A 23930-nucleotide genomic window follows, 5' to 3' on the forward strand; every position below is an offset into this window, starting at 1 on the left:
CTTCTGCCTTCTGCCTTCTGCCTTCTGCCTTCTGCCTTCTGCCTTCTGCCTTCTGCCCATTGCCCTTTCTAATACCCCGTATTCTGTTTCAGGTTCCTATTAGCATCCATTTCAGCTTGTGGAATGGAAAAGAATTCGCGGCCTGGTACAAAACTGTTGAACTCGGCATCATGTGATTTAAGTTCGGTCAGTTTGTTGGGGTCCTGTAGCCAGCCCCAGCGGCGAAGATCATCGAAACGGTGGCCTTCGAGTGCAAATTCCAGGGCACGCTCATGAGAAATACGGTCCTGCATTTGTACTTTCGTCAGGGCCGCAAATTCCGCCTCGCGATCGGGCAGGTTAGCGCGGTTGCGTACGCGTTGAATATATTTGGCGCTTTCAGCGCGATGGTCCAACTCATTCTGGCATTCGGCATACATCAGCAGTACATCGGAATAACGCATCAGGCGTTCATTGATACCGGAACGCCAGTCCTTTTCATCAAGGAATTTACCTCCGCCATTGCCATATTTTTTTACTCCCAGTTTGCCCAGCTCTGCGGCATAAACAGTTGCAAATTTTTGTCCATACAGTTCACAACCGGGGTAATTGTAATAAATGCTGGCGCGCAAGCGGGGGTCATCATCGCCGGTTTTTGTTTTTTCCTTTTTGAATTCATCAACGATCCACTGAGTAGGTGCGGCATCATTCCAGCCAAAAGGCGCGGGTGCAAATGTAATGGCGCGGGCAGTTGTTTTACTCCAGTCGGCCCCGGGTGAACTTACCCAGCCCACCGTTATACCGCCCGCCTCGCGGCTGAATTGTATTTCAAAGATTGATTCCTTGTTATTTTCAAATTCATCGGTAAAATTATCGCCATAGTTGGCCATGAGGTCGTAACCACCCAGCCCCATTACTTCTTTAAACTTTGCCGATGCCAGATCGTATTTCTTATTGAACAAATAACTCTTGCCCAGGAAGGCCAGCGCAGCGCCCTTTGTAGCCCTACCCAGATCAGCCCCGCTGTAAGCAACCGGCAACAGTTTGGATGCCTCATCAAGATCCTGGTATACCTGGTTCCAAAGTACTTCAGGTGTTACCTGTGCCGGATAGTATTCTTCGGGCTTTTCATAGAACTTTGTTATCAGCGGAATATTATTGAAGAAAGTGACCAGGTAATAATAATTCAATGCACGCAAAAAGAGGGCCTCGCCTTTTAAGCGGTTGTACAGGTTCTGATCTTTAAAAGGCACTTTGTCGATATTAGACAACACAAAGTTGGAGCGCGTAACCCCGCCATAAAAGGCGATCCATAACCATTGCTGCATGATGGTATTGTTAAACAGCTTAAACGAGCCGGTATTCGATAATACATCCCAGGGACTGGGGCTCATCATATCGTCGCCGCGAAAATCGAGCGCACATTGGGCAAACCGTAAAAAAGTACCATCGTAATACAATCCCTGGTAGATGGCATTTACAGACATAATAACATCATTCTCGGTTTTCCAGTAGGTAGTAATTACCTGCTGATTGGGATTGTCGAGCTGCAGGTAGTCTTTACCACATGACATCCCATAAACAGCTATGACAATAGTTAGTATAATTTTTTTGAAGTTCATTTCACGTTAGTTTAGTTGTCCTTTGTTACCGGTTACCGGGTTTCAAGTCCTGAGCGCAGTCGAAGGACGTACCAGTCGACCGAGCGGAGTCGAGGGCGGCATTTCAAATTCCGGGTTCCAGGTTTCAGGGTTGTCCTCTTACCTATTGCCCATTGCCCCCATTACAAGCCAACCTGTAACCCAAACAGGAATGATCTTGGATTAGGCAACCCACCTGCTTCATTGGCAGTGAATGGCCGGTTGGGATACGATCCATTATCAATAGCCCGGTCGAACAGGCCATTATTATTGGCAAAGTCAGGATCAAAACCAGTGTATTCGGCAAATGTTACCAGGTTCTGCGCCGTGACATAAATTCTCAGGTTCGACAAATGCGCTTTCTGCAACATATGCTGCGGCAAAGTATAACCGGCCTGCAGGGTGGTGATGCGGAAGAAACTACCATTTTCGAGCCAGCGGGAAGAAGCGCGGCCATTCTTGTTGGGGTCAAACATCACTACGCGGGGCACATCGGTATTGGTATGGGAGGGCGTCCAACGATCGAGTAAACGCGTGCCATAATTATCCCAGCCGGCACCACTTTCAATACCCGCCCGAATGCTGTTGAAGATCTTGTTGCCGCTAACACCCTGGCCTACTATCGACAGATCAAATTGTTTGTATGACACAGCTGCATTAAAGCCATAGTACAGGTTGGGAATGGCGCTGCCCAGGTAAGTTCTGTCGTCATCATCAATTTTTCCATCAGGCGTGCCTGTTAGTTTCCCGTTGGCATCGCGGCCATTGATATCCTTAAAGCGATAATCACCGGGGCGGGTCAATTCTTCCTGGTACCGTTTAATAGGCGATTTGGCATTCAATGCATCTATTTCTGACTTCGACTGAAAAATACCATCTATCACCCAGCCGTACAACTCCCCTACTTCGCGGCCCACTTCAGTTTTGGTGAGACTGCCATACCCATAAATAGGATTGTTACCATAACCCAGTGACAATACTTTGTTTTTAAGAGTAGAGATATTGGCATTAATATTATAATTGAAACTGCCTTTTTTATCGGCATAACCCAGTTGAAACTCAAAGCCGGAATTTTGAGTAGACGCACCATTGATGTAGGGGTATTCACCGGGATACACACCCGTAGAACCGGGGATCAGCACCTGCAACAAGATGTCTTTTCCGGTATTGCGGAAATATTCAGCAGAGAAAGTTAACTTTTTGAACATCTCCAGGTCAATACCAATATTGCGGCTGATCATACTCTCCCATTTAATATCAGGCGACGGAAAAAGAGTTTGTGTGGCGCCCAGGGCCAGTTGATTTCCAAATACGGCATGCGCATAACGATTCACAAACGCCTGGTATTGATAATCCCTTATTTCCTGGTTACCCAGTTCACCATAAGAAGCTCGCAACTTTAACTGATTTACAAATGATGGCAACGCTGCTTGCAAGAAATGTTCATTGTGCAATTTCCAGGCTACTGCCAGTGAAGGGTAATTACCCCACCGGTTACCAGGTGCAAAACGGGAAGAACCATCCCGGCGAATGGTAGCCGTTAATAAATATTTGTCATCGTAGATATAATTAACCCGCCCAAAGTAAGACGACAGGCGGCTTTTGTATTCATCGCCTGTAGCCGTAATACCGGAGGTGCCATTACTCAACACCGGTAAATATGGCTGAGTAAATCCTTCGGCATGGCCAAAGCTGCGCGACAAGTTGCTTTCCAGCACCGACTGCCCGGCCAGTACATTTAATGAATGCTGACCAAATACCTTATCAAACGTAAGGGTGTTTTCGATAGTACCCGTATTGCCTGAACCACGCCAATCGTTCATTTTGGCAATGTTATTTACATAGAACCAGCCCAGGTCATGCACGGGTTCAAAATAGAAATCGCGCCAGTCGGTCCTTTCATAACTCAGACTTATTTTATACTTCAACCATTTGGCAAACTCATATTCACCATAAGCATTCCCAATAAAACGGAAACGGTCTGTTTTACTGTCCAACACATTGTTAAACCCAATGGGGTTGGCGGTATAAGAGCCGTGAATGGTTTGGCTGGAACTGCTGTATCCATCGCGTGTAGTGGTATCGTACACCGGTAAAGAGGGAATAGCATTTACAATGTATCCCAGGATATTACCGGTATGCAGGAAGGTCATAAAGCGTTGATCGATCTTTGCATAGTTGAACGATTCACCAAACCGGAACCGCCCTTCTTTAAAATCGGTATTAATACGGAATGAATAGCGTTTATAGGTTGGGCCTTTACCCGCTACCGTACCGGCATGATCGAAATAGTTGATAGATACATAATACTTAGCGGCATCGGAACCACCTGAAATGCCTATTGTATGTTCCTGAATATTACCGGTTTTGAAGGCTTCCTTCTGCCAGTCGGTATTTACATTTTTTACAAACAACGGTGAGGCAGGATCATTGGCCGGTTTTATCACCTGCGCTGGTTCCGCATTGGCACTGGCCTCGTTCACCAGTTGCTGATATTGCTGCGTATTGGTTACGTCGTACCGTTTTACAATATTTTGAACACCATAATAGCCGTTGTAATCCAGTTTGAATTTACCGGTTTTACCACGTTTGGTGGTGATGATGATAACACCATTGGCAGCACGCGAACCATAAATGGCAGCGGCCGATCCATCTTTTAAAACCTGTATTGATTCTACATCTGCGATCACCAGGTCATTTACCGGGGCCTGAACGCCATCGATAATAAACAGCGGACTGTTATTGGAGAAGTTTCCGATACCACGAATTTTGATGGCTGGTGCAGCGCCAGGCTGACCGCCACTGGTAACACTTACACCGGCAACCTGCCCCTGGATCGCTTTCAGGACATCATTGGTAGCAATTTTGCTTAACATTTTCGGATCAACGGTACTGATGGAACCAGTAAGGTCTTTTTTCTTTTGCGTTCCATAACCGATCACCACCACTTCTTCCTGTTCAATGACATTTTTTTTCAACACCACATCTATGGTGGCCCTGCTATTGATGGACACTTCTGTAGTTTGCATGTCGATGGATGAAAACACCAGCGTAGTAGCTCCATCCGGCGCTTCGAGCCGGTAAAATCCTTTTTCGTTGGTAACAGTGCCTATGGAAGTGAAGCCTTTTACTATTACAGATACGCCTTGCATCGGCGTGCCCGCTTCATTGGTGACGGTGCCGCTGATTGGTATGCTCACCACGGCATTGAGGTCTTTTGAGATCACGATCACTTCATTATCGATGAGGTTGAACCGCAAGCCGCTTTCAATAAGCGCAGATCTTAGTACGGAAGATACCGGTGTTTCCTTTACAGAAATGGTGACCAGAAAATCCCGCGGTAAGATATCGTTGCTGTAGGCAAAGCGATAATCGGTTACTTTTTCAATACTTTTAAACAATTGGGGAATGGAAGCATTTTTCAACGTAAGGGTTACTTTCTCTTCCTGTGAAAGTCCCTTGGCTGAAGCATGCAGGCAACCAATGATCAATAAAGCAGTCGTTAGTTTCATAATCCTTACAGCTTGGGCTAATGCCACGTAAAGCAAGGTATCCGCCTTTGGCGGATGAAATTTTTTCATACCTTTAGAAAGTTTAAAGATGAATAATGGGAACAGGTCAAACCATTCACGTTAACCTGTTTCGGCTTTAAGCGGGGGAATGTTGCCGCATTCCCCTATTTATTTAGTACCTCGTTGTTATTTAATATGCACCCGTTAAATTAGAGCATACCGATTTTTTTCATACCGAAGTATGAAGTAGGAAGTTTGATGTAAGAGGCTCGTTAATTTCGCGCGCCTTATACTTAAAATTTCTTACCTCATATTTTTTACCTCATCCTGTCACCCCAGAATTCCCTCCTCGGCAACTGATCAACTTGCTTTCCTTATCAACATTCTACTTCCTACCTCGTACCTCCTTCGGTCGCCGAAGCCTTGGCGTAGGTGACCTACATCCTATTTATAAATAAGTATCTTCTGCTCTCCTTCAAACCTGTAATTAAACCGCTTGGACGTTCTTAGAATATCCAACACCTGTTCAATTTTCTCCTTTTTAAAGGTGGCGGTGAAGTGATATTGCTTGATGTCATTTGATTCAAACTGGATTGTCACATTGTACCAGCGGTTGAGCTGATAGGCTATTTCTTCAAAAGCCTCATCTTCAAATGCCAGGTTGTTTTGTACCCAGGCCACTTCTTTCACATCGCCATTATCTGTTTTCCTCACTGACTGGACCACCGCCTGTTCCATTTTCGATTTATTTACTGCTGGTCCGTTTGTAGCTTCCCCTTCTTTTTCAGTCCACAATACTTTTTCATCAGGATGCAACAGCAATTTGCGGTTGTTATCTTTTTTCAGGGTCACTTCTACCAACCCGCGAATCAACACGGCTTCTGTTTTATTTTCATTGTTGTAGCTTTTTACGTTAAAGGCTGTGCCCAGCGCTTTTACATCCATACTGCTGGTGTGCACAATAAAAGGAACGGCAGCATTGTGCTGCACTTCAAAAAACGCTTCGCCTTTCAGATATACTTCGCGGGTGTTTTTGGCATACTCTTCATTCAGGTATAATTCACTGCCCGCATTCAGGATCACCTGGGTGCCATCAGGAAATTGAAAACTCTTACGTTCACCGGGTTTGCAAACATATTGCACCCTGTTTGGCTGGGCCGTGGGTGTACGTTGTGTTTTCCAGAATAAATAAAGACCGATGGTAATAATTGTCAACGCTACAATGGCTGTAGAAGAAAATCGCTGGTAAAAGGGAGCACGCAGCCTGCCTGTCCGGTTTAATTCAATAACCGGCGTGCTTTCATTGCCTTCCAGCTTATTCTTAAGATTGCCTAATTGTTCATTCAGGTCGCTTTGGGCCAGCGCGGTGAATAATAACCGGTACTCCTGTACCGCTTCTGCAATCAATTCTCTTTTACCGGGATGCGCAGCAATAAAGTTTTCCCAATAACGAACGTCTTGTTCATTATTCCGTAAACAATAATTTATAAAGGACTCCTCTTGTAACAGATCTTCAACTGTCCGGTACTTTGGTTGCATTGCCGCTCTTTTATAAGCAGAGTACCAGGTCCACCATATTTACCCGCCGTTTGTAAAATAAATTTCAGAAATGAAACAGAGAGGCTGCATATAATAGTAAAAGTGATTGAATACCTGAAACAACCGAAGGTTGCACCAATCGTTGTTTTATCTTGTAGAGGGCTTCGTGGATCTTATTATATACCGTGCGGTGAGTGAGCCCGGTTTTTTGGGTGATGGCGTCATAACTTAAGCCTTCATAAAATTTCAGCAGGATCAGTTCACGTTGTCTTGCAGGCAGCGCATTGATAACGGCCATCAGGTGTTTGCTCATGGCTTCATGCTCGTCTTTTATGATCAGGGTCTCTTCCCAGGAAGTTTCAAATCCTTCTTCTTCTTTTTTGCTCCAGGCCACTTCCAGATTAATTGTGCGGCGGGCCTTAACCCAATCGCTTGTCAGCCGCCGTAAAAAGGAGATGATGAGATAGCTGCGTACATTCTTGGCAACCATCAGGGTATGCCGCTTTTCCCACAGATACAGGAATTGTTGTTGTATTACGTCTTTTACAAGATCGCTGTCGTGACTGTTTTTAAGACCAATAAACAAGAGGGTGTGATAATACCTGGTGTAAAGCTCGTATAAAGCTTCTTTATCACCTTGCAGCAGGCGTTCCCAACAAAGGTTGTCGGTATGAATAGCAGTCTGGATCATTATTGGCAGTCAATCGTTACTCCTAATATAAATGTAATCGTCACATTTAAAAAATATTTTTATAACGGCTTAACTACGAACGAAGAATATATAAGCCTATAAAAGATGATGACCTGTAAGAGTCTCCAGGCAGACGGCAGATGGCAGACGGCAGATGGCAGACGGCAGACGGCAGATGGCAGATGGCAGACGGCAGACGGCAGACGGCAGATGGCAGATGGCAGACGGCAGATGGCAGACGGCAGATGGCAGACGGCAGAAAATACAAAGACCTGTCAGAGCTTGCCCCGCTTTGCGGGGGGCAATTCAGCCAAAGGTGGACAAGCTCTAACAGGTCAGAAGACTATAAAAGTTGATGACCTGTAAGGTCCGCCATCGGGTCTTGAACAACCAGAATGATTATGCGGTCCTGACAGGTCATTATAAATGAGATTCTGTCAGGTACAATTCAGCCTAATAATAACGCAGGCTAAAATGATGCATCCGCCAAAGGTGGACAAGCTCTAACAGGTCAGAAGGCTATAAAAATTAATGACCTGTAAGGTCCGCCATCGGGTCTTGAACAACCAGAATGATTATGCGGTCCTGACAGGTCATTATAAATGAGATTCTGTCAGGTACAATTCAGCCTGATAATAACAGGCTCAAATGATGCATCTAACAGGTCAATTTATAAATGTAAACTACTAACGCAATTCAGTAATAGCGCAGTGGTCCATATCGCCATAATCGAGGTTTTCACCGGCCATACCCCAGATAAAGGTATAGTTCGAGGTACCTGCACCGGAGTGTATGCTCCAGTTAGGAGAGATCACCGCCTGCTCATTCTGCATCCAGATATGACGTGTTTCCTGCGGCTCGCCCATAAAATGACAAACGCTTTGTCCTTGTGGCACTTCAAAATAAAAATATACCTCCATCCGGCGGTCATGCGTATGGGCTGGCATGGTATTCCAAACACTGCCGCTTTTCAATTCAGTCATCCCCATTTGCAATTGACAAACTTCCAGTACACTGTTTACGATCAATTTATTGATCACGCGGTGATTGGCTGTTGCCGGACTGCCCAGTTCCACTACATCTGCATCGGCACGGGAGATCTTTTTGGTGGGATAGGTATGGTGTGCAGGTGCTGCATTGATATAGAACTTGGCGGGTTTGCTGCCATCTGCTGAAGCAAACTGCACATCCTTTGTTCCCTTACCAATGTATAACGCTTCTTTATAGTCTAATTCATATTTCTGTCCATCGGCCGTAATAGTACCTTTACCACCTACGTTGATGATGCCCATTTCTCTTCTTTCGAGAAAGAAGGCCGCTTTCAACTTTTCGGGGTTAGGTAAACTTACAGCACCCTTCACAGGCATAACGCCACCGGCAATATACCGGTCATAATGCGACAGGGTAAAATGAGCGGCATCGGCTTCAAATAATTTATCTATCAAAAACGCCTTGCGCAAAGCAGCAGTATCCATTTGCTTTGCTTCGTTTGGACTTATAGCGAGTCTGTTATCCATAGTTAATTACTTAGTTTTAAATTCTTGTTTTTGAGGTCTTGAAGGGCGAGTCGGCAATCGGCAATCCTGAATCGGCAATCCGTCTCGGCTCAGCCGAGAGCCCTCTATCACCCCTATCAACCCTGTCAACTCTATCTCCCCATCCAACCGCCATCAACAGTGATGATAGTACCGGTAACATAATCAGAGGCGGCAGAAGCCAGGTATACAGCGGCTCCTTTCATATCTTCCCCTTCGCCCCAACGGGCGGCAGGTATACGCGACAGAATAGATTTGGCGCGCTCAGGATCATTACGCAATGCTTCGGTATTATCTGTTGAAATATAACCAGGCGCAATGGCATTCACCTGTACCCCTTTGCTTGCCCATTCGTTACTCAGGGCCATCGTTAAACGGGCAATAGCGCCTTTACTGGCCGCATAACCCGGTACAGTGATACCACCCTGGAAGCTCAATAATGAAGCTGTAAAGATGATTTTACCGCTTCCGCGAGCGATCATGTCTTTACCAAATTCGCGGCTTAAAATAAACTGGGCGTTCAGGTTCACATTGATCACTTCATCCCAGTATTCATCCGGATGTTCGGCAGCGGGTTTGCGCATAATGGTACCAGCGTTGCAGAATAAGATATCAACCGGGGCGCACTCGCCTTTTACCTTATCGATAAAAGCATAAATGGCTTTGCGGTCGTTGAAATCTGCCTGATAAGCTTTGAATTTACGGCCGGTAGCTTCTACCTCCTGCTGTACTTTACTGCCTGTTAATTCCAGGCTCGCAGATACACCAATAATGTCAGCACCTGCTTCTGCAAGGGCCACAGCAATAGATTTACCGATACCTCTTTTGCAGCCTGTAACCAGTGCGGTTTTGCCTGCCAATGAAAATTTTGAAAGAATGCTCATAATTAATTTTGTTAACGGAATACAATGCTAGCCAGGGTGAGAGAAGCCCCCGCCCGATACATCGGGACGAATAACAGGGCTGCAATTTCCTGCATGAGCGGTAGACTACCAAATTTTACGGGGAAAGAAGTCTATCTATTTGCTGTTCATTGGCTTATGGTGTTATTTCCAAACCTTCACCGCTTTGCTGTTCTCGTATGGAAGCTTCATATCAGCGAGGGCTGGTTCCGGTACGTCTTTCAATACGATAACCGGGGCCGATTGGGCAGTGGGTATTTGCAGACCCTGCACCTGCAATTGTTGTACATCATCAACAACCATGGCCGGTCTGAAATCTTCTTTTTTGTATTGCAGTTTTACATTCCGCAGTTGTATTCCAGTGGCATGCCGTATATATAATCCCCAGCAGGGCAATTCGCCAAACATAGAGAACTCAGGATAATCACCTTCTTTTTCAGGTACCTTTGCCAGGGAGTCGAGACCAAACTGCGCTACCTGTTTGCTACCACCGCCTTCGTAACTGATGCTGATATTTTCCAGCGTTACATTTTCAACGGGGTGCCCGGGCAGCCCGGTGATAGAAGCGGGAAATACATTGTGCAGATAGGTCAATGCCGGCCCTTCCATTTCATAACCCTTATCGGGTTTACCCGCCGGCACTTCTACTTTTACGTTAGTGATCCGGACGTTACGCACCTTACCAATGGGTGCTTCTTTTTTTCGATGCCCGAGGCGAATAAAAATGGCATTGCCGGTATTGGTGGCTTTGATATTCTCGATACTTACATCTTCAAGCGTGCCGCCATCAACCGATTCCAGCGCAATGGCCGAACGGTAGGTATCATATATTTTTAGATTCCTGACTGTTACATGTTTAAACCCGCCATGCGATGCAGTACCAAATTTCAAGGCACTGGCACTGGAACGTACCACACAATCACTGATCTCCACGTTTTCGCAGATAGCTGCATCATTGTTCGATTTTAAACAAATACCATCATCGTCGGCATTTACATTACAGCGGGTGATCTTTACATTGCTGCAGTTATCTATATCTATTCCATCGTTATTATAATACGCGGTGCTTTGCACGCGAATACTGTCTATGGTAAGATTGGTACATTCGTGATAGGTCTCTACCCAGCAGGCCGCATCTTTTAATAAAATGCCTTTAATGGTAACGTGATCGCATTTATTAAAAGTGACCAGGTGAGGCCGGTTAAATTCAGCCGAACGTTTTTGTCCCCAGGGATTAACCGTTTGCCATTGCGGATCCTGCAGGGTACCTTCTTTTAACATACGATCAACATCAGCCACTACTTCCCTGCCCCGCCCGTCGATAGTGCCGGTGCCGGTAATAGATATATGGTGTTGGTTGTCGGCAACGATCAATGCAGATGCCTTTACCGTACCATAATCGCTGCGTTTGGTGCTGCCCAACAACATGGCATTGGCCGATACATGCAGCTCTACATTCGATCTTAATTGAATAACACTGGTCACAAACCGACCGGCAGGGATCAATACCCGACCACCGCCATTTGCAGAAGCCTCATCAATGGCTTTTTGAATAAAAGAAGCATTGTTAGTACTGCTGTCGCCCTTGGCGCCAAAGGTGGTAATGTCGTAAACTTTTTGAGAGAATACTGTAGTTGTAACAAGCGTTAAAATTAGTAACGAGGCTGCTATTTTCATTTGGAGCTTTTTCGTGAAACGTGAAATCGGCAATCCTGAATCGGCAATCAATGTCGTTTAGTTAATGCTTGTGTAATGGAATCCCCTCCTGGGAGGGGCAGGGGTGGGTTTATAATGTTAATATTATTCTCCGTGTTTCATTCCAGGTTAATAGTATCAATACCCACCCATTTCACATAACTAAAAGACACTTACCTCGGCCTATATAAACCCGCATTCGGCTTATCCCCCATCACAATAACCATCGTACCTCCATTCATGATCTGCTGATGCGTAATATAGCTATGAGGCCAGGGCTTGCCATTCAGAATTACGCGTTGAATATAGATATTCTTTGCACTGTTCTGTTCTACTTTTAACGAAAACGTTTTCTTATTCGGCAGTTGGATCGTTGCTTTATCAAACAGTGGACTGCCCAATACATAGGTCCCACTGGCAGGAAATACAGGATAGAACCCTAATGAAGAAAAGATGTACCAGGCCGACATCTGCCCGCAATCTTCATTGCCGCTGATGCCTTCGGTACTGTTGTCGTACAGGTTTTTGAGAATATATCGCACCTTCTCGGCAGTTTTCCATTGCTGACCGGCATAGGTGTACAAATAAGTGGTGTGATGTCCCGGTTCATTGCCATGCGCATACTGTCCGATCATCCCTGAAATATCGGGCGGCGATTTGGGATCGAATTCTATTTTTAGTTTAAAGAAGGTATCCAGGCGTTTTGTAAAAGCAGCATCACCACCCAACAGTTTTATCAGGCCTTCCACATCCTGTGGTACCAGCCAGGTGTATTGCCAGGCATTGCCTTCGCAGTAGTCATCTATAAAAGGATGGCTGGTGCGGCCCGGACCAAAGGTCTGGTTCCACTGCCCCTGCTCATTTTTACCTCTGAAGAATTTGGTAGTGCTATCGAAATAGTTGCGGTAATAATGCGACCGTTTTGTAAATAAAGCGGCATCGTCTGGTTTGCCCATTTGTTTTGCCATCAACGCAATACTGCCATCACTGATGCAATATTCCATGGCTTTGGCCACCGATTCCTCTACTTTGTTATTAGGGATATAGCCGAGGGATTTTACATATTTAAGCCCAAACTCATCGCGCAGGGAGGTGTTCTTACAGGCTTCAAATGCCAGTGCAGTATCAAATCCCCGGTAGCCTTTTAAATAGGCTTCTGCTACTATTTGCACCCCGCTCATTCCGGGCATCAGGTTGGTTTCGTTACCCGCCAAATGCCAGATGGGCAGTTTGCCCTGTTGCTGGTAAATGGCCAGCATGGTATTGATCATATCATTCACCCGCTCTGGCTGTATGAGGGTATATAGAGGATTCAATGCCCGATAAGTATCCCATAAAGAGAAGATGGTATAATTCTGAAACGACGCCTGATGCGTTTGTTTATCCGGACCGCGGTACTCACCATTCACATCATTGAACAAAGCCGGGTCAATCATGGTATGATACAGGGAGGTATAAAAGATCTTTTTTGCGGCAGCGTCTTTGGTGTCAATGGAGATCTTGCCCAGCTCCTTATTCCATTTGGCATCGGCATCCCGCACTACCTGGTCAAAATTCCAATGCGGGATCTCAGCATTGATATTGGCCAGGGCATTGGCTGAGCTCACCGGTGAGATGCCCACTTTCAATAAGAGGGTATCGGCAGGCGTCTTATTAAAGCTGATAACGCCTTTCATACTATCGCTTTTGGCCCCGCCAATTATATCAAACTGCTGGATCGGCGCCGAAAAGCGGATAGCAAAATACAATCGCTGGTCAGGGGCCCAGCCTTTTGAATAGCGATAGCCGTAGAGGGTGGAATCATCCACTTTTTCGAGATAGGTCTCAGTGGTTTTATCGCCAATACCCTCTTTGAGATCGATGAGGATATGGGCAGCTTCCTTTGCGGGGAATCGGTATCGATGAAAGCCTACCCGTTCGGTAGCTGTTAATTGAACCTGAATGTTATAATCATCCAGCGTAACTGCATAATAACCCGGCGTTACTTTTTCTTTTGTATGAGAGAAATGGGAAGAAGGGCCCGCTGTGGGTGCCTCCTGTGTTACTTTACCAGTTTTCACCGCACCGGCAAACGGCATAATAAGCACATCACCCAGATCGGGCATGCCGGTACCGCTTAAATGCGTGTGAGAAAAACCTTTGATAATGCTATCGGTATAATTGTAGCCAGAACACCAGTCCCACCCCCTGAACACATTATCAGGACCAAGCTGCACCGCGCCAAAGGGCACATTGGCTCCCAGGAATACGTGTGCATGACCTGCTGTACCAATGTATGGGTTTACAAAATCTGTATAATGCTGAGCGAATGAAAAAGAATGGATCAATACAAAACAGAAAACTACAACTATGCTTTTGAAGCTTTGCCAACTACCTTTCATGATAATGAAATTACGACTTATTCAGTTGCAATTTAATGTATCGTGTAGCTGGAATGAAATTGAGGGGCTATTGGCAATCAATGTCGTTTAGTTAAGCGCAATGGTGAGGAGAGCTAAATCCTCCCGATGCATCGGGAGGCCGCAGCGTGCGGCACATAAACGCTTGATTAATCTGGAATGAAACACAGGGAATAATATTAACATTATAAACCCACCCCTACCCCTCCCAGGAGGGGATTTCTTAAAACAAGCATTAACTAAACGACATTGAATGGGCAATACCGCTACGCGGAAAAAGGCAGTAGGCAGTAGGCAGTAGGCAGTAGGCAGTAGGCAGTAGGCAGTAGGCAGTAGGCAGTAGGCAGTAGGCAGTAGGCAGTAGGCAGTAGGCAGTAGGCAGTAGGCAGTAGGCAGTAGATACCGCTTCGCGGGAAAACAGCCTTCATCTGCCAAAGGGCGATACATGCATCAAGTAATAAGACAATGGCAAAAGGTAAAGGTCAGTTTTTGAGTGTTCAGTCGTGAGTAGGCCCGCGACAATGCAGTTGGCTGAATAATCGGGTTCCCACTCACAACTGACCACTCACCACTCACCGACCTATTTCCGCAAATAAGTTAGGATAATCAGTAATAATTCCATCCACCCCATCCGCTATCAGGCTTTTCATTTTCTCTTTATCATTCACGGTCCAGGGAACCAGTTTCATTTTTTTGCTATGGCAATAGTCGGCCATGGCCTTGTTCGCCAGGCTTGACTCAGGACTATAAATATGAGGCAGGAAACCCAGGCTCTTCAGGTTGCTGTCGATGTTCTTTCCGGCAGTTAAATACCCTATTACAATATCCTTGTACTGTTTGTGGACATATTGCAGCGGTCGTACATCAAAAGATTGTATATAGAACCGGTTACCGATATTCCTGGCTTTTACATCTTTCAGCACAGCTTCTACTACTTCGGCCGGACCTGCATTGTATTTCAGACTGTCATATTTGGGCGAGGTCTTCAGCTCGATATTATAAATAGGTTTGGGCAGGTTGTTGGCGGTAACATACGCCTCCACTGAATCTATAAGGTCGCCCATTAAAGGCAGGCCAACCTTCATTTTTTGTTGCTGGGGAAAGGCGGGATATGGTTTGGAACCCACATCGAATTTGCGAATGTCTTCATAATTCATCTGATGCCAGATGTATTTTTTAGCCTCGTCCTTCGCTATTTCGCTGCCATCGGCATTCAGGGAATGCGTCACATTTACAAAGGGATCATGGGAGATCAACACCTTGCCATCTTTCGTAAGGTATACATCCACTTCAATACAATTGGCGCCCACTTCAACGCCCTTTTTCATAGCCGGAATGGTATTTTCGGGCATCAAACCACGGGTACCACGATGACCTTCTTTATAAAAGACAGGATAGTTGGCAGGTATAGTCAATTGCTTAGAGGCCGTGCAGGCTGCCAAACAACCTGCTACTACAGTTACACCCAAAATTCGTTTCATATGTTTTTTTGATTACTTCAAGTCTATTACTTCAATGTCATGTATAAAATGGCCGCTATTACAGCCCCAACGATTGGACCGATCACCGGTATCCAGGCATATTTCCAGTTACCGCTGCCTTTTCCTTTAATAGGCAGTAAGGCATGTACAATACGGGGACCAAGGTCACGCGCAGGATTAATGGCATATCCAGTTGTTCCACCCAGTGATAAACCAATAGCCCATACCAGGAAGGCAACAGGTAAAGCTCCTAACGACCCCAACCCGATGGGCGATTTGGGTTCTTTGATCTCTGCATCGGTAAAATAAAATACCACAAAGATCAATACGAAGGTGCCTATGATCTCACTTAATAAATTGAAAGTAGTATTTCGGATAGCCGGCCCTGTGCTGAACACCGCCAGTTGTGTATCGGGGTCATTAGTGGCATCAAAATGATCACGGTAAATGACCCATGCCAGGAAAGCACCCAGCATGGCGCCGAGTAACTGTGCGCCTATATACGCAGGGACGTTGGCCCATTCAAATTTGCCGGCAATAGCCAGTCCAATAGTTACGGCAGGGTTCAGGTGCGCGCCGCTATATGGCCCTGCAATTACAACACCCACAAATACTGCCAGCGCCCAGCCGGTGGTGATCACCATCCAGCCACCACTATTGCCCTTAGTTCCTTTTAAAATTACATTCGCTACAACACCAGCCCCTAGCAAGATCAAAAACATTGTGCCGATCACTTCGGCGGAAAATGGACTCATTTGGTTTAGTTTATCGTTAGTTTGTTATCAGTTTATTAGTTTGTTAGTTTATTAGTTCTTCAGTTCCATATAAAACCCAGGAACTAAAAACTAAAGAACTCAATAACTAAAGAACTATTCCTCCGCCCAGGCTTTCGCTGCCTTTATGGCTTTCTGCCAGCCTTTTGTTAAAGGCGCAGCATCCGTGCCATTGGGGGAGAAGCTTTTATTGAGCTTCCATTGCTTTTTTATTTCATCAATGTTCTTCCAGAAGCCTACTGCCAAACCAGCGAGATAAGCGGCACCAATAGCAGTGGTCTCAGTGATCTGAGGTCTTATAACCGTTGCCTGTAATACATTGGCCTGTATTTGCAGCATCAGGTCATTGGCAGTTGCGCCACCGTCAACCCGAAGTTCTTTGATGGGTTTGCCGGCATCGGCCTGCATGGCAGTCAATACATCCATGGTTTGCAAGGCAATGCTTTCAAGGGCAGCACGGGCCAAATGCGCCGAAGTGGTACCCCGGGTAACCCCTACCATAGTGCCACGTGCGTGCTGGTCCCAATAAGGAGCCCCCAAACCGGCAAATGCAGGGACCAGGTATACGCCGCCGTTATCAGGCACACTTTTGGCCAGTTCTTCAATTTCAGAAGAGTTCTTAATAATACCCAATCCATCCCGTAACCATTGTACAACAGCACCGCCAATAAAGATGCTGCCTTCCAATGCATATTGTACTTTGCCATCAATTTTCCAGGCAATGGTAGTCACGAGGTTATTCTTTGATAAAATAGGTTTATCGCCAATATTCATCAACATAAAACAGCCGGTACCGTAAGTATTTTTTACCATACCAGGTTCTGTACACATTTGTCCGAATAAAGCAGCCTGCTGATCACCGGCAATACCGGCAATTGGAATTTGCGCGGCAAGGATCTGCGCATCTGTTTGCCCATACACTTCGCTCGATGAGCGAACAGTTGGTAACATAGCTGCCGGCACATCCATCAGTTTCAACAATTCTTCATCCCAGCTACAGGTATGAATATTGAACAGCATGGTGCGTGAGGCATTGGAAATATCGGTGGCATGTACCTGACCACGGGTGAGCTTCCAAACCAGCCAGGTATCGATGGTACCAAAGGCCAGTTTCCCTTCCTGCGCTTTTTTACGGGCGCCTTCCACATTATCTAATATCCAACGGATCTTGGTGGCAGAAAAATAAGCATCTACGATCAATCCGGTTTTTTCCTGGATCAATTTGCCGGCTTTTACTTTCAACTGATCGCAGAAATCGGCCGTACGCCTGTCTTGCCATACAATAGCATTGTGTACGGGTATGCCGGTTTCTTTATCCCATACAACGGTTGTTTCGCGCTGGTTGGTAATACCGATGGCAGCAATATCAGTTGCTTTCAACCCTGCTTTGCTTACGGCTTCTACCGCAACAGCCAGTTGTGTGCCCCAGATCTCATTGGCATCGTGCTCTACCCAACCCGGTTGCGGATACAACTGGGTAAATTCTTTCTGCGCTATTGATATGATGGAACCGGCCTGATCGAATATGATGGCCCGTGAACTGGTTGTTCCCTGATCGAATGATAGGATGTATTGTGGCATAGTTTCTTAATATAATCGTTAGTTATAAAATAAGGTCTTTAAGTGAAAACAGATGCATTCGTGAATCGGCAATCGGCAAACGGCAGACGGCAGACGGCAAACGGATCGCGATTACTCAGACTTTTCTATCTTCGCGAGTCCACTCACAACTCACAACTCACAACTCACAACAAATATTGTTTCAAGATCCCCGCCCACACCTGGTATCCGTCGGCATTGAGATGCAACCCATCCTGGGTATACCGTTTATCCAGTTTGTTGGTGGCATCAAGGAAGTGCGGATGCAGATCGATCAACGTGATCTTTTCTTCTTCCGCGATCTTCTTCAGTTCTGTATTTACAAAGGCGATATGCTCGTCTTTGTTATAATGCTTTTTAAATTGCGTGAATTCGTTATTAACGGGTAACAGCGTATGAAAATAGATCTTTGTTTTGGGCGATTCCGCTTTTATCTGCCTGATGATACGGCGATAGTTGTTTACGATCAGCGTATCTGGGATATTATGCTCAATATCGTTAATTCCGATCAACACAAACACTTTTGCCGGTTTGCCTTCGGTCACTTCGCTCAGCCTTTCCAGTACGCCATAGGTGATGTCGCCGGAGATGCCGCGGTTTTTGCAATTCGGGTTCTGCAGCAACTCCGCCCAATCAACCCCCTGGGTTATGCTGTTGCCGAGAAAAATAATGTCTTTCGTGGAATTCGGATAGCTCTTAAACAATCCATACCGTAATTTATAAGCCGCAGGGCGGATGGCGCTGTCAATGGTTGCCTGCTGCGCCAACACGTTCACATTCAATAAGATCAATACTATGCAAGACACAAATCCGAGCATCGTTCTTTTCATATGAGCTTTTTATTTAAGTTAGGCCGTAAATATATGTAGAACATATTATTTATAACAATGGGCAGGCCTTTTTAAAATTAGCTTTCCATTAAAATGTATAGTAAGAAATATGATGTACGAAGTAAGAAGGGTCTGATTATTCGTCTCTCCTATTATTTCTTATCTCTTGCGTCCTACGTTTTCCTACCTCTTACCTCCTGTATTCCTTCCTGATCAACTGATCAACCTCCTACATCTTACCTCATATATCCTTATAATACCTATGCATTGTATTCAGAAACATACTTCTTTCCAAAGCGATCCGTAGCAATCACCTTTACCTGCTTAGCCGAGGCGGGGATCATCGCATTGAATAAATGGTCTGTTTTCTTTGGTTCTGCAAACCCACGTGGTTTGGGCAGTTGGGGTCCCTCATATAAGGCCACAGCCAGGGCATCAAAACCTTTCTGTTGTTTAAAGTCATGGTGTTTGGCGCCATCTACCCAGCATTCCACCGTCCAGGCCGGATCGTAATTCCATACATTCACCTGCAGATTTTTGCTGGTGGCATCCTGGTCCTGCACATGCATACTCACCTGGTGATCGGCTTCTTTGCCGGTTGACTGATAATACCAGCTCAACTCAGTGCCTTTTACCGAGTATACGCCATAACCGGAAGGCGTGCCATCGCCACAGATGGGGCCCGTCCACCAGGCGCCGCAAACGGTGCCATGGTTGTGTTCAAAAATATCGTTCTGTATCACGTTGCGGTGGTAGTGCGTATGGCCCGACATGATATGCACATTGCGGCCTTTCAGCACTGCATACAGCGCCTCATTATTCTTTACTTCGTTATGAACGGGGATATGTACACATACTATCACGAGGCGATCATTCGGCACAAAGGAGAGATCTTTCTGTAACCAGGTTAATTGTTCTTCTGAGATATAGCCATCGTATTCCCGGTCTTTCCCCAGGTAACGAACATCGTCCATTACCACATAATGCGCTTTACCCCTGTTGAAGGAATACCAGGTTGGCCCATAATGTTGTTGAAAGGTATCGTCCGACATCTCATCGCCGCCTTTGTTATAATCCATGTCGTGATTGCCGATGCATTGAAAGAAGGGAATGCCCATTTTTTCAACGGCAGCATTATAGCTTGGGAACAGATCATGGTTATCCCAAACCATATCGCCCACAGTTATTCCATGTATCAATGCGCCATTGGCGCCTTTTATGAATTTCTGTACATCAGGCACAGATTCCGCCATCATGCGTTCCACGTCCTTTTCATTCTTCACTTGCGGATCGGCCCAGATAATAAACTGGTGAGTGGTATCGTCGGTGGTGAGCGCTTCCAGCTCAAAGTTGATGGCTTTGCGCGGGTTGATGTCCTGCACCATTTTGTAATGGCGCGATAACCCCTTTTCATGATTGAATGCATAGCCGGCCGGGGTAGAAACAAAAATGGCCACGGCATTGGGATGCAGTTCCATTTCATATTTTCCGGAACCATCGGTAGCTACAACGGAATAACCATCGCTTACAATTACATTTTTTAATCCTTTGCCTTTCGCCAGAACAGCTCCTTTTACTTTCTTATCAGCACCAATAAATGCTTTTGCTGGTGAAAAAGGCGTCAATACCCATCCTGCAGTCAGCCAACCAAGGGAAGAGAGAAATCTTCTACGTTTCATTTATACAGATTATACTTTTAAGTGCTGCTTTGGTCTACGAACCGGCAATGAGGTTGTTAGTTTGTTAGTTTATTAGTTTGTAGGTTATCAGTTTTTGAACTAAAAAACTAACAAACTAAAGAACTCAGTAACTTTAACCCAATACGTACCTCTGTGCAAGTTTTGTGTAGGAAGCTACTTGCTCACGTATCCAACTATCATCCTTATTAAGTTCCTTCGCCATGATCGTAGCCACGGATTCCGCCATGCGCATACTTTCGCGTGCATCGAGCAATAAAGCCCTGGTCCGGCGAGACAATACATCTTCAACGTTGCGGGCCATTTCGTGCCGCACGGCCCATATCACCTGCGCTTCGTGTATTTGTAAACTATTACTTAGCCATTGATTGGTATGTCCGTTCATCAATGCTTTTACATTTTCTTTGTCACTGCCATAGAAATAGAAAGGATCGCTCATAGAAACATTGGCCACTGCACCATGTATGCTCAAATTACGCGTAGCCGTTTTTTTGTGCGGCCATTGCAATTCCTTCTCCACCCGGTCAACCATATCTTCGCCCATTTTGCGGAAGGTGGTCCATTTACCGCCTAAAATGGTAAACAGTTGTGATGGCGTTACCATGATCTTATGACTGCGTGAGATCTCTTTTGTTTTTTGTTCGCCGTCTTGTGGCGCTGCCAGCGGACGTAACCCGGCAAATACACTTAAAACGTCGCTACGTTTGGGTTGTTCTACAAAGTAACTGGCTGCATTTTCCAGAATAAAGGCAATTTCTTTTTCCAGCGCCTGCGGCTCCAGCGAAGCCTCCTTCACCGGCGTATCTGTGGTGCCTACAACTACCTTTCCATGCCAGGGCACGGCAAACAGTACCCGTCCATCACTGGTAGCGGGGATCATCAGGGCATCATCTGCCGGATAAAATCTTTTATCGAGCACCAGGTGTACGCCCTGACTGGCCGTAATACTTTTTGCACCTGTGGGGTTATCCATTTGCAACACTTCATCAACAAACACACCAGTGGCATTTACCACTGCTTTAGCTTTACAGGTATAGGTTTTATTGGTTTCTATATCTGTTACGGTCACCCCGGAAATATGCTGGCTATTATCTTTAATAAGCCCGGTCACCTTTATGTAGTTCAGTGCCACGCCCCCTTTTTCAATGATCGTTTGTACCAGGTTTATAGCCAGGCGGGAATCATCGAACTGGCCGTCGTGGTACACTACGCCGCCCACTAACCCCTTGGCATTTATGTTTGGCAATTTGTTTAAGGCTTTTTTACGGGGAATAAAAACGGAAGCGCCCAGACTTAAACGGCCCGCAATCCAATCGTATAGTTTAAGCCCGATGGTATATTTCAGCCGGTCCCACCAGGTATAGATAGGAATGATGAAAGTTTGGTTTTTTACCAGATGCGGCGCATTACGCCACAACAGCCCACGTTCAATACTGGCTTCTCTAACCAATTGAATATCACCTTGTGCCAGGTAACGTACGCCCCCATGCACCAGTTTGGTACTGCGACTGGAGGTGCCTTTGGCAAAATCGGCCTGCTCTACGAGCAAGGCACTGTATCCTCTGCTAACTGCTTCTAAAGCAATGCCTAAGCCGGTTGCCCCACCCCCAATTATGATCAGGTCCCATTCTTTCTGCGTTGTCAGCCTGTTTACCAGGGTATTGCGGTTTTGTTTGGTTTCAGCTTCCATTCTATATCGAAGACTTTCGTTTTATTTCAATTAGATTATGAGACAATATTAGTGAAACAATTTGAAACCACGAATAAAACATATCGAAACTTTTGGAAAGCATTTTTTGCCTGTTTACTTTCCCCCTTCCTGTTTTGATCGTAATGAAAATCAACCAGTGAGCTTATTTAAGGACGCTTTGTAACGTATTATGGTACTAGAGCGCCTGTAACTTTAAGGCCTACTCCCTGCAAATACCGGTTTAAAACTACCTGTTTCACTATCCAACACTGGTCATACTTAGGTTAGATAGCTAAATTCCCCTATAAACCCGCACTGAACCCGCACCAAACCCGCACTGAACCCCCATATACAGTGCGGGTTTGGTGGTATAAGTAAAGGAGCTTGCTAGGACCGATATAGGATATTCTCAGTACTTCACAAGGACCTGGGAGGCATTAAGCAGGGAGTTTATCCCTGTTTGCCTGCCGTAAGGATAATCAAACAATTGGTTTGCAGTCGTCTGAGAATTTTCATTTAATTTGAGGTACTAATTATGATCTCACAAACTGAACGCCATCAATTCATCCTTAGCAAACTGAGCAAGGAAAGCTTTGTTAACGTGCTTGAACTATGTAAGGAACTGGATGTTTCTTCGGTCACTATTCGAAAGGACCTGAAACTGCTGGAGGATAAAAGTCTGCTGTTCCGCACACATGGCGGGGCCACCATTAATAACCCATATACCATTGATCGTCCCGTTAATGAAAAGGAAAAACTGCAATCGGGCGAGAAAATGCGGATCGGGGCTACTGCGGCTCAACTTATTACCGATAATGATTCTATTATCATTGCGTCCGGTACTACTGTGCTGGCGCTTGCCAAGAACATGCCCCCAAAAATGAATGTAACCGTTATTACCGCCTCCTTACCGGTAGCAACTGAACTTAACAAACACGCCGATGTAGAGATCATGCAGTTGGGCGGTATCATCCGCAAAAGCTCTTCTTCTGTAACCGGACCTTATGCGCAAAAAATACTCACCGATTTTTTCTGTAGTAAATTATTCCTCGGGGTTGATGGTATTGACCTGGAATTCGGTCTCACCACAACGAGTGTTATGGAGGCTCACCTGAACCGCCAGATGATCGATGTATCACAAAAGGTGATCGTACTGTCTGATTCTACCAAATTTGGTAAACGGGGCTTTGGCCGCATTTGCGGTTTAGAAGAAGTGGATAGAATAATTACTGATAAGGGAATATCAGAGCATATGGTCAATCAGCTCGAAAGCCGCGGTATTGAAGTAACAATTGTTTAAATTTCAGCTTTTTGCTTATTATGTGTTAGTTCGTAGGCTATTGAGTTCGAAGAAAAAAACCAAACCTAATAACTCAATAACTTAATAACTCCCTACAACCTGCATATTCCGCTTAAGTAGCCTTAACGCGGCAACCATATGATTCTCCACGGTATTTTTCGACAGCTGCAATCTATCAGCAATTTCTTTATACGAACTGCCCTCTTCGCGGCTCATGGCAAAGATGCGTTTCTTTTGGGGCGGTAACCGATTCAGCGACATGCGGTATAAAGTTTCCAGTTCCTTATGCAATATGCGGCTATCGGTTATAAAAGAAGAGGACGGTTCTACTGTCGATAACTCCAATGACACGGTGGGCACCTGTTGCTTACGCAAATGATCTATAAGACGGTTTCTAACCGATTTATATAAATAGGCAGATAATGACAGATCGCTTTTCAACTGATCGCGCTTTTGCCAAATGGCCAGCATAACGTCCATCACTATCTCTTCAGAAACCCTTTTGTCCGGGATCAGTTTCCCTGTATAATTATACAATTTACAAAAATAACGATCGAACAATGCCCGATAGGCTTTATCATTGCCACTCCGCCACAATTCCAATAAATGACTATCTGTTGTGTTTCTGTCCATAGCAAATAGTTGTACCATTAAAATTATTGTTATTA

General features: G+C 45.4%; 17 protein-coding genes. 2 read left to right on the forward strand and 15 right to left on the reverse strand.

The features are described 5' to 3' along the window. Positions 1-68: 68 nt before the first annotated feature. From J7I42_RS30850 to J7I42_RS30865, 4 genes are all read right to left on the reverse strand, one after another. A complete protein-coding gene (locus J7I42_RS30850) occupies positions 69-1601 on the reverse strand; it encodes a RagB/SusD family nutrient uptake outer membrane protein (protein WP_209143580.1) in 1533 nt (510 codons plus the stop codon). A gap of 161 nt (positions 1602-1762) precedes the next feature. Beyond that, entirely contained in the window at positions 1763-5131 is a 3369-nt protein-coding gene (locus J7I42_RS30855; RefSeq protein WP_209143582.1) for a SusC/RagA family TonB-linked outer membrane protein, read from the reverse strand. A gap of 444 nt (positions 5132-5575) precedes the next feature. Next, a complete protein-coding gene (locus tag J7I42_RS30860; RefSeq protein ID WP_209143584.1) occupies positions 5576-6670 on the reverse strand; it encodes a FecR family protein in 1095 nt (364 codons plus the stop codon). A gap of 64 nt (positions 6671-6734) precedes the next feature. Beyond that, positions 6735-7361, reverse strand: coding sequence for an RNA polymerase sigma factor (locus J7I42_RS30865; RefSeq protein WP_209143586.1), 627 nt, complete (start codon positions 7359-7361; stop codon positions 6735-6737). Between the two features lie 105 nt (positions 7362-7466). Between J7I42_RS30865 and J7I42_RS30870 the strand changes: the two genes are divergently transcribed. Beyond that, positions 7467-7727, forward strand: coding sequence for a hypothetical protein (locus tag J7I42_RS30870; protein ID WP_209143588.1), 261 nt, complete (start codon positions 7467-7469; stop codon positions 7725-7727). A gap of 320 nt (positions 7728-8047) precedes the next feature. Here the strand turns inward: J7I42_RS30870 and kduI are convergent, their stop codons facing one another. From kduI to J7I42_RS30920, 10 genes are all read right to left on the reverse strand, one after another. Further along, entirely contained in the window at positions 8048-8878 is an 831-nt protein-coding gene (gene kduI / locus J7I42_RS30875) for a 5-dehydro-4-deoxy-D-glucuronate isomerase (protein ID WP_209143590.1), read from the reverse strand. Between the two features lie 131 nt (positions 8879-9009). Further along, a complete protein-coding gene (locus tag J7I42_RS30880) occupies positions 9010-9774 on the reverse strand; it encodes an SDR family NAD(P)-dependent oxidoreductase (protein WP_209144357.1) in 765 nt (254 codons plus the stop codon). 168 nt (positions 9775-9942) lie between these two features. After that, positions 9943-11475 carry a glycoside hydrolase family 28 protein gene (locus J7I42_RS30885; RefSeq protein ID WP_209143592.1) on the reverse strand — a complete coding sequence of 511 codons (1533 nt, stop codon included), beginning with the start codon at positions 11473-11475 and terminating at the stop codon, positions 9943-9945. A gap of 191 nt (positions 11476-11666) precedes the next feature. Further along, positions 11667-13874, reverse strand: a complete 2208-nt coding sequence (locus J7I42_RS30890) for a GH92 family glycosyl hydrolase (protein WP_209143594.1) — start codon at positions 13872-13874, stop codon at positions 11667-11669. Positions 13875-14464: 590 nt separating this feature from the next. Continuing rightward, positions 14465-15373, reverse strand: coding sequence for a glycerophosphodiester phosphodiesterase family protein (locus tag J7I42_RS30895; protein WP_209143596.1), 909 nt, complete (start codon positions 15371-15373; stop codon positions 14465-14467). Positions 15374-15399: 26 nt separating this feature from the next. Further along, entirely contained in the window at positions 15400-16128 is a 729-nt protein-coding gene (locus tag J7I42_RS30900; protein ID WP_209143598.1) for an MIP/aquaporin family protein, read from the reverse strand. Between the two features lie 114 nt (positions 16129-16242). Further along, positions 16243-17727 carry a glycerol kinase GlpK gene (gene glpK, locus J7I42_RS30905; RefSeq protein WP_209143600.1) on the reverse strand — a complete coding sequence of 495 codons (1485 nt, stop codon included), beginning with the start codon at positions 17725-17727 and terminating at the stop codon, positions 16243-16245. Between the two features lie 164 nt (positions 17728-17891). Next, a complete protein-coding gene (locus J7I42_RS30910) occupies positions 17892-18575 on the reverse strand; it encodes a GDSL-type esterase/lipase family protein (RefSeq protein ID WP_209143602.1) in 684 nt (227 codons plus the stop codon). A 260-nt stretch (positions 18576-18835) separates the two neighbouring features. After that, complete coding sequence (locus J7I42_RS30915) at positions 18836-20254, reverse strand: calcineurin-like phosphoesterase C-terminal domain-containing protein (protein WP_209143604.1); 1419 nt, start codon at positions 20252-20254, stop codon at positions 18836-18838. A gap of 133 nt (positions 20255-20387) precedes the next feature. Continuing rightward, positions 20388-21962 (reverse strand): glycerol-3-phosphate dehydrogenase/oxidase, encoded by a 1575-nt coding sequence (locus J7I42_RS30920; protein WP_209143606.1) that lies wholly within the window; start codon positions 21960-21962, stop codon positions 20388-20390. Between the two features lie 535 nt (positions 21963-22497). On the opposite strand from J7I42_RS30920, the gene J7I42_RS30925 reads away from it, so the two are divergent. After that, positions 22498-23262, forward strand: coding sequence for a DeoR/GlpR family DNA-binding transcription regulator (locus tag J7I42_RS30925; protein ID WP_209143608.1), 765 nt, complete (start codon positions 22498-22500; stop codon positions 23260-23262). A gap of 81 nt (positions 23263-23343) precedes the next feature. On the opposite strand, the gene J7I42_RS30930 is transcribed toward J7I42_RS30925, so the two are convergent. Further along, positions 23344-23895 carry an RNA polymerase sigma-70 factor gene (locus J7I42_RS30930; RefSeq protein ID WP_209143610.1) on the reverse strand — a complete coding sequence of 184 codons (552 nt, stop codon included), beginning with the start codon at positions 23893-23895 and terminating at the stop codon, positions 23344-23346. Between the last annotated feature and the right edge of the window lie 35 nt (positions 23896-23930).

The sequence above is a fragment of the Niastella soli genome, from assembly GCF_017742245.1.
In the GTDB taxonomy this organism is placed as follows: domain Bacteria; phylum Bacteroidota; class Bacteroidia; order Chitinophagales; family Chitinophagaceae; genus Niastella; species Niastella soli.